At 65.7% G+C, this 14,379-nt stretch carries 20 protein-coding genes; 12 read left to right on the top strand and 8 right to left on the bottom strand.

What is annotated here, in order from left to right; translation table 11 throughout:
- The 7 genes from murB to HMPREF1546_RS09765 all read left to right on the top strand — a co-directional run.
- The coding region (gene murB, locus HMPREF1546_RS09795; RefSeq protein WP_021751897.1) for a UDP-N-acetylmuramate dehydrogenase at positions 1-507 on the top strand (507 nt) is incomplete at its 5' end.
- Positions 508-525: 18 nt separating this feature from the next.
- The gene (gene rapZ / locus HMPREF1546_RS09790; protein WP_021750230.1) at positions 526-1,389 is read left to right on the top strand and encodes an RNase adapter RapZ; all 864 of its coding nucleotides are present in this window, start codon (positions 526-528) and stop codon (positions 1,387-1,389) included.
- A gap of 3 nt (positions 1,390-1,392) precedes the next feature.
- Positions 1,393-2,451 carry a gluconeogenesis factor YvcK family protein gene (yvcK, locus tag HMPREF1546_RS09785; protein WP_021750231.1) on the top strand — a complete coding sequence of 353 codons (1,059 nt, stop codon included), beginning with the start codon at positions 1,393-1,395 and terminating at the stop codon, positions 2,449-2,451.
- Positions 2,452-2,487: 36 nt separating this feature from the next.
- On the top strand, positions 2,488-3,387 hold the full coding sequence (whiA, locus tag HMPREF1546_RS09780; RefSeq protein WP_021750232.1) for a DNA-binding protein WhiA: 900 nt from the start codon (positions 2,488-2,490) through the stop codon (positions 3,385-3,387).
- Positions 3,388-3,435: 48 nt separating this feature from the next.
- Positions 3,436-3,885: a C-GCAxxG-C-C family protein gene (locus HMPREF1546_RS09775; RefSeq protein ID WP_021750233.1), complete on the top strand. Its 450-nt coding sequence runs from the start codon at positions 3,436-3,438 to the stop codon at positions 3,883-3,885.
- Positions 3,882-4,310 (top strand): DUF3788 domain-containing protein, encoded by a 429-nt coding sequence (locus HMPREF1546_RS09770; RefSeq protein ID WP_021750234.1) that lies wholly within the window; start codon positions 3,882-3,884, stop codon positions 4,308-4,310. Before HMPREF1546_RS09775 ends, HMPREF1546_RS09770 begins: the two co-directional genes overlap by 4 nt.
- 52 nt (positions 4,311-4,362) lie before the next feature.
- Positions 4,363-7,848 carry a DNA polymerase III subunit alpha gene (locus tag HMPREF1546_RS09765; protein WP_021750235.1) on the top strand — a complete coding sequence of 1,162 codons (3,486 nt, stop codon included), beginning with the start codon at positions 4,363-4,365 and terminating at the stop codon, positions 7,846-7,848.
- A gap of 41 nt (positions 7,849-7,889) precedes the next feature.
- Here HMPREF1546_RS09765 and HMPREF1546_RS09760 read toward each other — a convergent pair whose 3' ends face one another.
- Positions 7,890-8,156 carry a hypothetical protein gene (locus HMPREF1546_RS09760; RefSeq protein WP_036630864.1) on the bottom strand — a complete coding sequence of 89 codons (267 nt, stop codon included), beginning with the start codon at positions 8,154-8,156 and terminating at the stop codon, positions 7,890-7,892.
- 87 nt (positions 8,157-8,243) lie between these two features.
- Positions 8,244-8,783: a DUF4364 family protein gene (locus HMPREF1546_RS09755; protein ID WP_021750237.1), complete on the bottom strand. Its 540-nt coding sequence runs from the start codon at positions 8,781-8,783 to the stop codon at positions 8,244-8,246.
- Between the two features lie 166 nt (positions 8,784-8,949).
- Between HMPREF1546_RS09755 and HMPREF1546_RS09750 the strand changes: the two genes are divergently transcribed.
- Positions 8,950-9,780, top strand: a complete 831-nt coding sequence (locus HMPREF1546_RS09750) for a hypothetical protein (RefSeq protein ID WP_021750239.1) — start codon at positions 8,950-8,952, stop codon at positions 9,778-9,780.
- 46 nt (positions 9,781-9,826) lie between these two features.
- Here HMPREF1546_RS09750 and HMPREF1546_RS09745 read toward each other — a convergent pair whose 3' ends face one another.
- From HMPREF1546_RS09745 to HMPREF1546_RS09720, 6 genes are read right to left on the bottom strand one after another with little or no spacing between them, the layout of a single operon-like run.
- Positions 9,827-10,237, bottom strand: coding sequence for a hypothetical protein (locus tag HMPREF1546_RS09745; protein ID WP_021751895.1), 411 nt, complete (start codon positions 10,235-10,237; stop codon positions 9,827-9,829).
- 13 nt (positions 10,238-10,250) lie between these two features.
- Entirely contained in the window at positions 10,251-10,673 is a 423-nt protein-coding gene (locus tag HMPREF1546_RS09740; RefSeq protein ID WP_021750241.1) for a hypothetical protein, read from the bottom strand.
- A 14-nt stretch (positions 10,674-10,687) separates the two neighbouring features.
- Positions 10,688-11,104, bottom strand: a complete 417-nt coding sequence (locus tag HMPREF1546_RS09735; protein WP_021751894.1) for a hypothetical protein — start codon at positions 11,102-11,104, stop codon at positions 10,688-10,690.
- Between the two features lie 12 nt (positions 11,105-11,116).
- Positions 11,117-11,539, bottom strand: a complete 423-nt coding sequence (locus HMPREF1546_RS09730; protein WP_021750243.1) for a hypothetical protein — start codon at positions 11,537-11,539, stop codon at positions 11,117-11,119.
- 15 nt (positions 11,540-11,554) lie between these two features.
- Entirely contained in the window at positions 11,555-11,986 is a 432-nt protein-coding gene (locus tag HMPREF1546_RS09725) for a hypothetical protein (protein ID WP_021750244.1), read from the bottom strand.
- Positions 11,983-12,186, bottom strand: a complete 204-nt coding sequence (locus tag HMPREF1546_RS09720) for a helix-turn-helix transcriptional regulator (RefSeq protein ID WP_021750245.1) — start codon at positions 12,184-12,186, stop codon at positions 11,983-11,985. Before HMPREF1546_RS09720 ends, HMPREF1546_RS09725 begins: the two co-directional genes overlap by 4 nt.
- A gap of 200 nt (positions 12,187-12,386) precedes the next feature.
- On the opposite strand from HMPREF1546_RS09720, the gene HMPREF1546_RS09715 reads away from it, so the two are divergent.
- The 4 genes from HMPREF1546_RS09715 to HMPREF1546_RS09700 all read left to right on the top strand — a co-directional run.
- Positions 12,387-13,295, top strand: coding sequence for an ATPase, T2SS/T4P/T4SS family (locus HMPREF1546_RS09715; RefSeq protein ID WP_021751893.1), 909 nt, complete (start codon positions 12,387-12,389; stop codon positions 13,293-13,295).
- Positions 13,289-13,786, top strand: a complete 498-nt coding sequence (locus HMPREF1546_RS09710) for a stage III sporulation protein AB (protein WP_021750247.1) — start codon at positions 13,289-13,291, stop codon at positions 13,784-13,786. Before HMPREF1546_RS09715 ends, HMPREF1546_RS09710 begins: the two co-directional genes overlap by 7 nt.
- Before the next feature lie 10 nt (positions 13,787-13,796).
- Positions 13,797-13,991, top strand: a complete 195-nt coding sequence (gene spoIIIAC, locus HMPREF1546_RS09705; RefSeq protein WP_021750248.1) for a stage III sporulation protein AC — start codon at positions 13,797-13,799, stop codon at positions 13,989-13,991.
- Position 13,992: 1 nt separating this feature from the next.
- On the top strand, positions 13,993-14,379 hold a 387-nt coding region (locus HMPREF1546_RS09700; RefSeq protein ID WP_021750249.1), incomplete at its 3' end, for a SpoIIIAC/SpoIIIAD family protein.

The raw sequence follows: 14,379 nt of genomic DNA, 5'->3' as shown, positions 1-14,379 counted from the left end.
GCGGTGTGCATGAATGCCGGCGCCTACGGCGGGGAGATGGCCCAGGTGGTGCGGGAGGCAACCCTGCTGCTGCCGGAGGAGGGCATCCGGACCCTCACCGGGGCGGAGATGGCCTTCGGCTACCGCCGCAGCTTTCTGACGGATCACCCGGATGCGGTGGTGCTGCGGGCGGAGTTCTGCCTGACGCCCGGCGACCCGGCGGCAATCCGGGGCCGGATGAAGGAGCTGCTGGAAAAGCGCAGGGCCAGCCAGCCGCTGGAGTTCCCCAGCGCGGGCAGCACCTTCAAGCGGCCGGAGGGCTATTACGCCGGGACGCTGATCGACCAATGCGGCCTGAAGGGGCTGACGGTGGGCGGCGCCCAGGTCAGCGAGAAGCATGCGGGCTTTGTCATCAACCGGGGCGGCGCCACCTGCGCCGACGTGAAGGAGCTGATCCGCCAGATCCAGGAGCGGGTCTTTGCGCAGGCCGGCGTCCGGCTGGAGCCGGAGGTCCGGATCATCGACTGAGAAAGGGGCGGTGCGGACATGGAAATCCTCATCATCTCCGGCCTCTCCGGGGCCGGGAAGAGCAAGGCGGCCTCCTTTTTGGAGGACATGGGCTTTTATATCGTGGACAATATGCCCGCCGCCATGATCCTGAAATTTGCGGAGTTCTGCGCCGGGGGCAACGGCCGCTACGACCGGGTGGCCCTGGTGTACGACGTGCGGACGGCCAGCTCCTTCACGGAGCTGTTCGACGTGCTGGATAAGCTGAAGGACATGGAGGCCCAGTGCCGGATGCTGTTTCTGGAGGCCGCGCCGGAGGTCATCATCAAGCGGTACAAGGAGACCCGCCGCCGCCATCCCCTGGCGGCAGACACCGACTCCCTGGAGGAGGCGGTGAAGAAGGAGCGGGCCATGATGGCCCCCGTCAAGGAGCGGGCGGACTTTGTCATCGACACCTCCCGCACCTCCACCGCCCAACTGCGGGGAGAGCTGCTGCGCCTCTTCGGCCAGGAGGGGGAGAAGGGGGGAATGACGGTGAGCGTCACCTCCTTCGGCTTCAAGTACGGCCTGCCTCTGGAGGCGGATCTGGTGTTTGACGTGCGGTTCATGCCGAATCCCTTCTATATGGAGGACCTGCGTCCCCGGACGGGGCTGGATCAGGCGGTGGCGGACTATGTGTTCCACTTCCCACAGACCCAGGACTACATGCGCCGTTTGGAGGACCTGCTGGCCTTCTCCCTGCCCCTGTACGCGGAGGAGGGAAAGACCTCCCTCACCATCGCCGTGGGCTGCACGGGGGGTCACCACCGCTCCGTGGCGGTGACCCATGCCCTGGCGGGCTTCATCCACGGCCTGGGCTATCAGGTGCTGGAGAACCACCGGGACATGACCCGGGGAGGCTGAGCCGTGAGGGAGCAGGAATACCGCGTCCCCCGGGCCCATGGCCCCAAGGTGGCCGTCATCGGCGGCGGCCACGGCCTGTCCAACATGCTGCGGGGACTGAAGCAATATACGGAGAACATCTCTGCCATCGTCACGGTGGCGGATGATGGCGGCGGCTCCGGCATGCTGCGCCAGGACCTGGGGATGCCTCCGCCGGGGGACATCCGCAGCTGTATGGAGGCCCTGGCAAACACGGAGCCGGTGATGCGGGAGCTGCTCCACTACCGCTTCACCGAGGGGAGCCTGGCGGGGCAGAGCTTCGGCAACCTGTTTCTGGCGGCGCTGAACGGCATCTCCCCGTCCTTTGACGCGGCGGTGCGCCGCATGAGCCAGGTCCTGGCCATCACCGGACGGGTGCTGCCGGTGACCACGGCGGACGTCCAGCTGGAGGCGGAATTTGAGAACGGCGCCACGGTGGTGGGGGAGTCCAAGATCTTTTACTGCAAAAAGCAGGAGGACTGCCGCATCCGCCAGGTGCGTCTGATCCCCTCCCGACCCAAGGCCCTGCCGGAGGCGGTCTCCGCCATCGCCGACGCGGATATGATCGTCCTGGGGCCCGGCAGCCTGTACACCAGCATCATCCCCAATCTGCTGGTGGATGGCATCGTGAAGGCGATCCGGGAGTCCGACGCCCTGAAGGTCTATGTCTGCAACGTCATGACCCAGGAGGGGGAGACGGAGGGCTACACCGTATCCGACCACATCGCCGCCATCTTCGCCCATTCGGCGCAGGGCCTGTTCCGCCTGTGCCTCACCAACTCCTCGCCCATCCCCAAGGCGGTGGCCGCCCGGTACGCGGAGGAGGGGGCCGAGCGCATCCGCTGCGACAAGTCCGCCTGCGCGACCCTGGGCGTGGAGGTCGTGGAGCGGCCGGTGGCCACGGTGGAGAGCGGCTTTGTCCGCCACAGCTCCGCGGCCCTGGCCCGGGAGCTGATCCTGCTCCATGCGGAGCGGAGCGTCCGGATCGCCGGTGCCCGATTCCGCCCCCGGGAGGACGCCTACCAGATGGAGGAGCGGAAATGAGCCCCACAATTACCCAGAGTTGGAGGAGACCCACCCATGTCCTTTTCCTTTGAAGCCAAAAACGAGCTGTGCCGCCTGCCGGTGCAGAAGCTGTGCTGCGCCCGGGCGGAGGCCTACGGCATCCTGCTGTACTGCAACACCTTCAGCGCAAGCGAGGTGCGGATCATCACCGGGAACCCCGCTCTGGCTGCCCGGCTTCCCAAGTTGTTTCACCGGGCCTTCGGCCTGCGGTTCGACCGGCTGCCGGAGGAGGGGGAGAGCGGCAAGCTGGTGTTCCAGATCACAGACGGCGGCAAGCTCCGCCGGATCGTGGACCTGCTGGGCTTCAGCCCGGAGCAGAACCTGGCCCTGCACATCAACTTCGGATTGCTGGAGGAGGAGTGCTGCCGGGCGTCCTTCCTGCGGGGGGTGTTCTTCGCCGGGGGCAGCGTCACGGACCCGGCCAAGCGGTACCACCTGGAGCTGGCGACCTCCCACCTGCAGGTGAGCCGGGAGCTGGAGGTGCTGCTGCGGGAGTGCGGCTATCCCCCCAAGAGCGTGGCCCGCAACGGCAGCTTCATCACCTACTTCAAGCAGAGCGACCAGATCGAGGACTTCCTGACGCTGGTCGGCGCGCCCGTGGCCGCCATGAGCGTCATGTCCGCCAAGCTGGAAAAGGACCTGCGCAACAGCGTTAACCGCCGCCTCAACTGCGACAGCGCCAATCTGGACAAGGCGGTGGAGGCGGCCCAGGAACAGCTGGAATCGATCCGGAAGCTCCAGCGGGCGGGCCTCCTGGACCAGCTGCCGGACAAGCTCCAGCTGACGGCGGCCCTGCGGCTGGAGAATCCGGAGCTGACCCTCAGTGAGCTGGCGGAGGAGTTTGACCCGCCGGTGACCAAGTCCTGCCTGAACCACCGTCTGCGGAAGATCACCCAGCTGGCAAAAGGACTATAAAGTAAATGCGCTTTACAATTTATCAAAGAAAAATTGGAGGAATATACAATGGATCGCTGTGCGGCAGCCTATGCATATCACAAACAGGGGTATAACTGTGCCCAGTCTGTGGCCGGGGCCTTTGCGGACCTGACGGGCACGGCGCCGGAGCAGCTGATGGCCGCCATGGGCGGCTTCGGCGGCGGCGTGGGCGGCAGCCATGAGGAGCTGTGCGGCGCCGTCAGCGGCGGCGTGCTGGTGCTGAGTCTGCTGCACCCCCATACGGACGGAGAGGACAGGGCCGGAAAGGTGCGCCTCTACGCCCAGGCCAAGGAGTTCCGCCGCCGGTTCCAGGAGGTGTTCGGCCTGACCCGGTGCGGAGACCTGCTGCGGGCCCGGCCCGGCGTCACAGAGAGGAACCCGGCCTCCCAGCGGCTGGGAGTCACCGCCCACTGCGACAACATGATCGTCACGGCTGTGGAGATCCTGGAGCAGATGCTGCAGGAGGAGCCCGCATGACCTGGGCAGAGCTGTATTCAGAGGCTGCGCGGCCCACGCTGGAGGAAATCGACGCCTATGCGCATACGCCCCTTTGGCCGCAGCTGCGCGCGTATCTGGCGGCGGCCTATGGGGCGGGACCGCGGCTGGAGTACAGCCGGTGCGGTCTGGAGCCGGGATGGAATGTGAAGTTCCGCAGGGGCAGCAAGTCTCTCTGCACGGTCTACCTGCGGCCTGGGTTTGTGACGGCCATGGTTTCTGTCGCGCCCAAGGATGAGGAGGCCGCCCAGATGGTCCTGCTCACCTGCACGGCAGAGACACAGGCGGTCTACCATCGGTCCGCTGCATCCAAAATGGGCCGCTGGCTCATGCTGGACATCACGTCACCGGAGATGCTGGAGGATGTGAAAGCTCTGCTGGCCGTGCGGGTCAAGCCCGCAGAGTGAGCACCCCGCCCTTTGCAAGGACGGCGCGTGCGATTTTGGAAAGGAACATGCTATGTCTTTTGTCCATCTCCACGTTCATACGGAATTCAGCTTATTGGACGGCGCCTGCCGCATCCGGGACCTGCCCGGCATCGTGAAGGCCATGGGCCAGACCGCCTGCGCTGTCACGGACCACGGCGTCATGTACGGTGCCGTGGACTTTTACCGCGCCTGCAAGGCGGAGGGGGTCAAGCCTATCATCGGCTGCGAGGTGTACGTCACCCCCCAGGGCCGGACCCGGTTCGACAAGGTCCACGAGCTGGACGCGGAGAGCCGCCATCTGGTGCTGCTCTGCGAGAACGAGGAGGGCTACCGGAACCTGTCCTACCTGGTGTCCATGGGCTGGACAGAGGGCTTCTATATCAAGCCCCGGATCGACCTGGAGCTGCTGCGGCAGTACAGCGGGGGACTGATCGCCCTGTCGGCCTGCCTCGCCGGGGAGATCCCCCGGCGGCTGCGGAACGGGGAGTACGAGAACGCCAAGGCCTATGCCCTGGAGCTCTCCCACATCTTCGGCCCGGACCGCTTCTATCTGGAGCTCCAGGACCACGGCATCCGGGACCAGGCCATCGTGAACCAGGGCATCCTCCGCATCCACCGGGAGACGGGGCTGCCTATGGTGTGCACCAACGACGCGCACTACCTCCGGAAGGAGGACGCGGAGGCCCACGATGTACTGCTGTGCATCCAGACCGGCAAGACCATCGACGACGAGAACCGGATGCGCTATGAGCCCCGGAACTTCTACCTCCGCAGCGAGGAGGAGATGGCGGCCCTGTTCGCGGGCTACGAGGGCGCGCTGGAGAACACGTCGAAGATCGCCGACATGTGCAATCTGGACTTTTCCTTCGGCAAGTACCACCTGCCGGAATTCCGGCTGCCGGAGGGGTACGACAGCTTCTCCTATCTGAAAAAGCTCTGCGACGAGGGCTATCGGGAGCGGTATGGAACGGACGACCAGTACCGGGACCAGCTCCGGTACGAGCAGGACATGATCGAGAAGATGGGCTTCACCGACTACTTCCTGATCGTCTCCGACTTCGTCCGCTATGCCAGAAGCGCAGGCATCCCCGTGGGTCCCGGCCGGGGCAGCGCCGCGGGCAGCATGGTCAGCTACTGCCTCCACATCACGGACATCGACCCCATGAAGTACAACCTGTACTTCGAGCGGTTCCTGAACCCGGAGCGAGTCAGCATGCCGGATATCGACATGGACTTCGGCGACACCCGCCGGGGCGAGGTGGTGGACTACGTCCGCCGGAAGTACGGGGATGACCACGTGGCCCAGATCGTCACCTTCGGCACCATGGCCGCCCGGGGCGTGATCCGGGACGTGGGCCGGGTGATGAACATGCCCTATGCCGACGTGGACGTGATCGCCAAGCAGGTGCCCGCCGGGCCCGGCGCCCTCCACATCACCCTGGACGACGCCCTGCGCCTGTCCAAGCCCCTGCGGGAGCAGTACGAGACCGATGAGCAGGTGAAAAAGCTCATCGACACCGCCAAGGCCCTGGAGGGGATGCCCCGCCACGCCTCCACCCACGCCGCCGGCGTGGTCATCACCAAGCGGCCGGTGTACGAGTACGTGCCCCTGGCGAAGAACGACGACGCCGTGGTGTGCCAGTACGTCATGACCACCCTGGAGGAGTTGGGCCTCCTGAAGATGGACTTCCTGGGGCTGCGGAACCTGACGGTGCTGGATGACGCGGTGAAGATGGTCCAGGAGCGCCTGCCGGACTTCAAGCTCTCGGACATCCCGGAGGACGACCCGGAGACCTTTGAGATGATCTCTGCCGGCAAGACCTCCGGCGTGTTCCAGATGGAGTCCGCGGGCATGACCGGCGTGTGCGTGGGCCTGCGGCCCCAGAACATCGAGGACATCACCGCCATCATCGCGCTCTACCGCCCCGGCCCCATGGACTCCATCCCCCGGTTCATCGCCTGCAAGCATGACTCCAGCAAGATCAAGTACCTCCACCCGTCCCTGGAGCCGATCCTCTCCGTCACCTACGGGTGCATCGTCTACCAGGAGCAGGTGATCCAGATCTTCCAGCAGCTGGCGGGATACTCTCTGGGGCAGGCGGACATGGTGCGCCGGGCCATCTCCAAGAAAAAGGCCGCCCAGATCGAGAAGGAGCGGGAGGCATTCCTCCACGGCGATCCGGAGCGGAACATTGCGGGCTGCGTGGCAAACGGCATCCCGGAGGAGACGGCCCAGGCCATCTATCAGGATATCTACGACTTTGCCAACTACGCGTTCAACAAGGCCCACGCCGTCTCCTACGCGGTGGTGGCCTATCAGACCGCCTGGTTCAAGTGCCACTACACCCGGGAGTACATGGCGGCGCTGCTGACCAGCGTGCTGGACAACTCCGATAAGGTGGCGGGCTACATCAGCGAGTGCCGGGACTGCGGCATCGCCCTGCTGCCGCCGGACATCAACCGCTCCGCCGACCGCTTTACTGTGGAGGAGGGGGGCATCCGCTTCGGGCTGGTGGCCATCAAGAACATCGGCCGGGGCTTTATCCAGGCGGTGATGCGGGAGCGGGAGCAGGCGCCCTTCACGTCCCTCTACGACTTCTGCGACCGAATGGCGGGCAGCGACATCAACAAGCGGGCGGTGGAGAACCTGATCCGCTCCGGCGCCTTCGATGCCCTGGGGGCCAGGCGGTCCCAGCTGATCCAGGTGTACGAGTCCGTCATGGACGCGGTGGCGGACAGCCGCCGCCAGAACCTGGAGGGGCAGATGGATTTCTTCTCCCTGGCGGACGGCGGCAGCGGCGGGAGAAAGAATGTGAAGGAAATCCCCTTGCCGGACATCGACGAGTACACCCCCGAGGAACGGATGCTGATGGAGAAGGAGACCACGGGCCTCTATCTCTCCGGCCACCCCATGGACCAGTACCGGGAGGCGGTGCGGCGGCTGGGGGCGCCCACCATCGGCTCCATTCTGGGGGACTTCGCCCAGGAGGGCGGCCCCACCCGGTTCGCCGACGACCAGCGGATCACCATCTGCGGCATCGTCACCTCCAGCAAGACGAAGACCACCCGCAACAACTCCCTGATGGCCTATGTGACGGTGGAGGACGACACCGCCTCCATCGAGCTGCTGTGCTTCGCCCGGGTGCTGGAGTCCTGCGGGCCGTACCTGAAGGAGAACCAGGCAGTGGTGGTGAAGGGGCGGCTCTCCGTCCGGGACGAGAAAGCGCCCCAGATCCTCTGCGACAGCGCGTATCCGCTCTCTGCCGCAGGCGCTCCGGCGGCGGAAGGGCAGGCCGCGAAAGCGCCGGATCAGGTGCTGTACCTGAAGTTCCCTAGCCTGGACCACCCCAGCGTGCGCCACATGAAGCTGGTGTTCCAGATGTTTCCCGGCAACGCCGCTGTGAAGATGGTGATGGCGGACACCCGCAAGGTCTACGGCACCCATGCAAGCCTCCACGAGGCCCTGCTGCAGGAGGCCCGGGAGACGTTGGGAGAGGCCAATGTGGTGGTGAAATAGAACGGAACGCCCGTGTCCAAAAGGACACGGGCGTTTTTCATTCACAAGCGCCGTTTCAGCTTCAAGACCAGCTCCACAACCCCGGCGCCCAGGGTCAGGCAGGCGGCCTGGATGGTCCAGAGCATTGGCCCTTCACTGCCGGGGATGGGGATTGTGCTGGCCCAGAGGAAAAGGATCAGGGCCAAAGCTGCCGCCCCCGCTGTCAGCAGCCAGCCGCGCCGCCAGCGGCGCAGCAGCCAGCGGAACAGCAGACCGGCCAGAAGGGGGAAGACCGCGACGAGCATCCAGTTCCATACGATCTGAAGCAAGAGAATCCCTCCTTATCTCCCAAAACGGGCCGACAGGCCGTGGAGCGGGGACCCGGCGGCCAGGAGGAGCCCCCTCGCCGCCCCTCCTTACGGGGCCTCGTCCTCGGGCTCGGAGGACATCAGGGCCCGCATGATCTCGCCATACAGCCGCTCCGGGGATTTCTGGAACCGCTCCGTCAGCATGGCGGCCATGTCCTCCCGGGGGATGGCCAGCCGCAGGTCCATCACGCTGCCCATGTCGTCCGACAGCTCCAGCCGCACCGTGTAGGTGCCGTTGGGCCGCTTCTCCGTGGAGGCCTTCACCTGGCTCTTGCGCCGCAGGTGGCGGTTGCAGGCCGCCAGGTTCTTGTCGCACCGCAGCCGCACGGAGTAGGGGAGGCTGGACTCGCAGATCCGGCTGTTCCGCAGGCCCTTGTCGGTGATGGCGTACAGCCCGTCCGCAGACAGCGTCAGATGCTCAGTCCGCACCAGATCGGAGAGGCACTCGGCAAAGTCGAAATAGTCCACGCCCTCGTCGCACATGGCCAGATCCCACACGGTATCAAAGGGAATCGGCTCGATCACCCGGGCGGTGATATACAGAATCAGAAACTTGATCTCCAGCTTGTCATGGATAAAGCCGGGCATCCGCGTCACCTCCTTGGAATGGGATTGGATACAATTGTATTATACCGCAGGACCGCCGGGTTTGTATAGTCCGAATTTCCCCGCCGCCGCACCAATGGGAGCCGGGCGCATACACTGGATTGAAAGAGCTTCTCTTTCATCCAGCTACTTATTAGGAGGTATTGCAATGCCCGAGAAAGTTATGCCCGGTCCCGTGGAGGACTCCTGCGGCATCCGGGAGGCGGTTTGCATCCATACCAGGAAGATTTTTGATTCCTGCCGCGATAAGGACTGCATCGAGGACCTGCGGTTTTACCCCAAGCTGCAGTGTGTGGACATCATCAACCGCGCCCTGTCCGTGAAGGGCGGCAGCGCCAAGCTGCTGTACGTCTATGTGGATGTGGAGCCCGTCAGCTTCAACCGGGGCTTCTACACCGTGGATATGCGCTTCTTCTACCATGTGACGCTCCAGGCCTATCTCAGCTGCCCGGTGCCGGTGACGGTGGAGGGCCTGTGCGTCTTTGACAAGCGGGCCATCCTGTTCGGCAGCGAGGGGAACGCCAAGATCTTCTCCTCCGAGATGCGGGCCGGAGAGCCGGATCCCCAGATGATGCAGCGGTCCAACACGCCCATCGCCGTGGTGGAGGCCGTGGACCCCATCGTGCTGGACGCCCGCATCATGGACTGCTGCTGCAAGCGGGACTGCGACTGCGACCTGTGTGAAATCCCCACCTTCGTGGGCGACTGCTTCGGCGGGGAGCTGTCCAGCGGGGACGACAGCCGACGGATCTATGTGACCCTGGGCCAGTTCTCCATCGTCCGGCTGGAGCGGGACACCCAGCTGCTGGTGCCCGTGTACGACTACTGTATGCCCGACAAGGAGTGCGCCTGCGGCGACGGCTGCGAGGACCCCTGCGCTCTGTTCCGGAACATCTCCTTCCCGGTGGGCGAGTTCTTCCCGCCCAACACCGTCAAGCGGCCGGAGAGCTGCGACGACATCAAGAGCTGCTGCAAGTGAGCGGCAGACCAACAGGACCCCGGCTGCTTGCCGGGGTCCTGTTTTGCTACATCCTGTGCCGGTACCAGAGGGTGAGGCCCCATTCCAGAAGCCCCCAGGCGAGGCAGAACCCAACCAGCCCCCAGGTGATCCACATGGGCAGCTCCAGAAAGCGGGCATAGGCCGCGCCGAAATACAGGACCGCGCCCTGCATGACCCGGGCGGCCCGGGCCGCCGCCTTTTCGCAGATCATGGTGTTCCGCTCGTCGTGCTGTTCTTTGTAAGCCTGAACGAGTACCGGGTCGCGAATCCGAATGACCCGACACAGCAGGGAGCCGAGGGAACCGCCCACCAGTACGGACCCACCCGCAGCCAGCAGAGCAAAGACGGGCTTGGGGAGATGCTGGGGGAATTGGAGCGGGACCGCGCACAGCAGAAGCCCCGCCGCGATCAACAGCAGATACCAGCGCTTTTTCATCCCGGCGCACCCCTTACATCTCCCGCTCGTAGCGGATCATGAGATACAGCTCCAGCACGGATTTGGCTACGAAGACACCAGTGGCAGCCAGGGGGACCCACAGGGGTGCATCCAGGCCGATGGAGAGCCATGCCGCCGCCAGAACGCTCCACTGGAGGACCTCGCCGGACACGGCCTTGGCCCGGTTCCGGATAGCCACATTCCGCTCGTCTTTTTGTTCGATGTCGTGCTGCCGGGCCATCTCCGGGTGCTTCGCCTCGTGGCGGAGGTTCAGCAGGGTGGACCCCGCCATGGCCAGCAGGCCGGAGCCTATGCCGCAGAGCATCCCGCCCAGGGAATCGGGCACCCGGCCGTCCAGCAGCAGGGACAGGACCAGCAGGACGATGCCCATGGCCAGAAGTCCCTGGAACAGGCGCTTTTTTTGTGTGCGGTTCATACAGAGTCCCTCCTTCAATACTGACGGCGGTACCAGACGGTGAACATCCAGTCCAGAAGCAGTTTTACGCAGGCCAGAGTCAGCAGGATGAGGCTGACCCACTTGGGCACGTCGAAGAAGTACAGGTAGGCAGCGCCGAACAGCAGCAGCCACAGCAGCACGTCCCCGGCCCGGGCCCTGGCCATGGCCCGGATCATGGCGCCCCGCTCGTCGTGGTCCTCCCGGTCCCGCTCCCGCCGGGCGGGGTCCAGGTCTCGGGTGGACAGCAGCTCCGCCATGGCGCAGAAGAGCAGGAGGCCGCCTGCAAGGCCAAAGAACCCCGGCACAGCGGCGGGAACGGCGGGAAACGTCCGCACCGCCCAGAGGGCGGCCCCCTCCAGCAGCGCCCCCGCCGCGGCGGCCGAGAGATACCAGCGTGTGTTCCGCTTCATGACAGCGCCTCCTCACATCTTCCGCTGGAGCCAGCAGTGCATGGCAAGGGACAGAAAAAGATTGCCGATGACGATTCCAAGCAGGAGCCAGCTGATCCAGCCCGGGATTTCCGGGCCTTCAAAGGCCTGAAAGAACATGGCGGCCAGCAGCACCGCCAGCATCGTGATATCTCCTGAGATCGCCCGCGCCTTGTTCTGGATGGCGGTGTTCCGCTCGTCATGCAGCGCCTTCTGCTCCCGGCGGCAGGCGGGGGCGGACAGCCGCCGCAGTATGTTGAGGGCGGCGCACAACACCGTCATGCCCACCATTCCCAACAGGGAATTCACGCCGTCCGGCAGCAGCCGGGGCGTTCCCAGCTGTTCCGGAACCACCGGGAACGCCAAGCAGAGGACGCCCGCGATGACCGGAAGGATAAACAGTGTCCGCTTGTGCATGGTGCCCCTCCTCTCCTACATTCGCCGCTGAAACCACTTGTACAGAAGGAAAAACGCCGCCAGATAAAATACCCAGCTTCCCAGGAGGAGCCGGACGACCCATTCAGGGACACCGAGACGCGCAAAGCTTTGCAGGCTCCACCCGGCGATCACCAGCAGGGACAGGGTCAGGAGCCCGGCGAGATAGCCGGCCCGGTCCCGGATGGCCTGGTTCCGCTCGTCGCATTGGGCCTTCTGCCTCTGCCGGTAGTCCGGGTCCCGGGAGAGCCGTTTCAGCTGGAGCAACGTCCCGGCGCAGGTGCCGAACAGCACCGCCCCGGCCATACCCAGCAGGGAGGCCGCGCCGCCGGAGAGACCGGGCGCACCCGGCGCATTCAGGACGAACATCGGGATGCAGCAGAGCAGCCCCGCGATTGCCAGGGACATCAATATGACCTGCTTCTTCATGTGCAATCCTCCTCATAGATGAAAATGTCCTCAATGGTGGTGCCGAAGTACCGGGCCAGCTTGAAGGCCAGCAGGATGGAGGGGTTGTACCGCCCGTTTTCCAACGACCCGATGGTCTGGCGGGACACCTCCAGCGCCTCCGCCAGCTCCTCCTGCTTGATCCCCCTGGCCTTGCGCAGCGCCTCCAGGCGGTTTTTCAAGGGCGATTCCCCCTTTCATACGCCCCATCCACTTCTGACGGATGGAAAGTTTGCTTTCCGTCTTCAACTTAGCACACTTCCGGTACCATGTCAAGTACGCTTTCCATTTTTCCGGGCTTGTCCCATTTTTCCGCTGAGGGAGTCATATCCGGGGACAACCCCTCATAGAGTATAGCGTGTTACGAAAGGGGGCGCGGCCCGTGAAGGAGGAAGAACGCCGCTATGAGGAGGCGGCCCGGGTGCTGCCGGGCCGCCTGCGGGAACAGGCTCTGGCCCAGCCGCCGGAGGTCCGGCAGATGGCGGAGGAGTTCCGCCTCCGGGCGGGGCAGCCGCTGGCGGTGCTGCTGCCGGAGGGGGAGCGGTCCCTGGGGGCCGCCGTGACGCCGGAGGATCTGGAGACTCTCTGCGACCTTGCCACCGACTACTCCCGCTATGCGGCGGAGGAGACCCTGCGGGAGGGGTATCTCTCCGTGCGGGGCGGCTTCCGGGTGGGGCTGTGCGGCACGGCGGTGATGAAGGACGGGGAGAGCACCGCCCTGCGGGACCTGTCCTCCGCCGCTGTCCGCATCGCCCGGGAGCAGAGGGGGATCGGGGAGGCGGTGGCGCCCCGGCTGTTTCGGGACGGGCGGTATCAGAACACCCTGCTGCTGTCGCCCCCCGGCGGCGGCAAGACCACGCTGCTGCGGGATCTGGTGCGGTGCCTCTCCTCCGGCGGCACCGGCAGGCCGGGTCTGCGGGTCTCCCTTATCGATGAGCGGGGGGAGGTGGCAGTGATGGTCCGGGGGAGGCCCCAGATGGACGTGGGGCCCCGGACGGACGTGCTGGACGCCTGCCCCAAGGCCCTGGGCATCCCCATGGCCCTGCGGGCCATGAACCCCCAGGTCATCGCCGTGGACGAGATCACGGCGGAGGCGGACCTCCGGGCCGCCATGCAGGCCGCCGGGTGCGGCGTGGGGCTGCTGGCCACCATCCACGCCGCCGATGCCGCAGAGCTGACCCAGCGGCCGCTGTACCGGCAGCTGCTGGCGGAGAAGGTGTTCCGGCTGGCGGTGCGCATCCGCCGGGATGAGGCCGGAAGGACATACGAAGTGGAGGAACTGCCATGGTGAAGCTGGTGGGCGCGGTGTGTATCCTGGGGGCCGGGACCTGGGCCTGGCGGCGGTCGGCGGCGGAGCGCAGGCGGGAGTTGGACACGCTGGCGGACCTGACCGCCCTGCTGGACCGCATGGGGGAGGAGATCCGGCTCCGCCGGACCAGCCTGCCCCGGCTGCTGGGGTCCCTGGGCCGGGACCGGACGGGACCTGTCCGGGACTTTTGTACATCGGTGGCGGCGTCGCTGGCGCGGGGCGCGCCCCTGGGGCAGAGCTGGCGGTCCGCCGCGGAGGCGCTGCCCCTCGGTCCAGAGAGCCGGACCGCCCTGACCGCCCTGGGAGATTCCCTCCAGGGGGATGAGGAGAGCGTATGTAAAGCATTAACCCTTGCCGGAAAGATCCTGGAAAAAAACCTGGCGGCGGCCCGGGACCACAGGCAGGAGACGGAGAAGCGGTCCGCGGCGCTGTGGCTTTCCAGCGCGGCGCTGCTGGTGATTTTACTGATTTGAGGATAGACGCATGGAAGTGGATTTGATTTTCAAGATCGCCGCCATCGGCATCCTGGTGGCGGTGCTGAACCAGCTGCTGATCCGCTCGGGCCGGGAGGAGCAGGGGCTGATGGTGGTGCTGGCAGGGCTGGTGTGCGTGCTGATGCTGATGGTCCGAGAGATCAGCGACCTGTTCGACCTCATCAAGTCCCTGTTCGATTTCTGACATGGAGCAGGTCATCCAGGTGACGGGGCTGTGCGTGGTGGGGGCGCTGCTGGCCCTGGTGGTGAAGCGGGGCAGTCCGGAGACGGCGCTGCTGCTGGCGGTGGGGGCCGCCGTGGTGGTGGCCCTGGCCCTGGCGGGCGTGGTGAAGGAGCTGCTGGCCTTCCTGGGGGAGCTGGGGTCGGCCAGCGGCGTGTCCGCGGACCTGTTTGTGCCCCTGTACAAGACCATCGGCATCGCCCTGGTGGTGCAGGTGGGAGGCAACCTCTGCCGGGACGCGGGGGAGAGCGCCCTGGCCTCCGTGGTGGAGACGGCGGGGACCCTCTGCGCCCTGCTGGCGGCCCTGCCGCTGCTGCGGGCGGTGCTGGACATGCTGTTGGAGCTGATGGGA

Origin of the sequence: Oscillibacter sp. KLE 1745 (assembly GCF_000469445.2) — a bacterium.
Taxonomy (GTDB): Bacteria; Bacillota; Clostridia; order Oscillospirales; family Oscillospiraceae; genus Oscillibacter; species Oscillibacter welbionis.
This window is presented reverse-complemented; position numbering and strand designations above follow the sequence as displayed.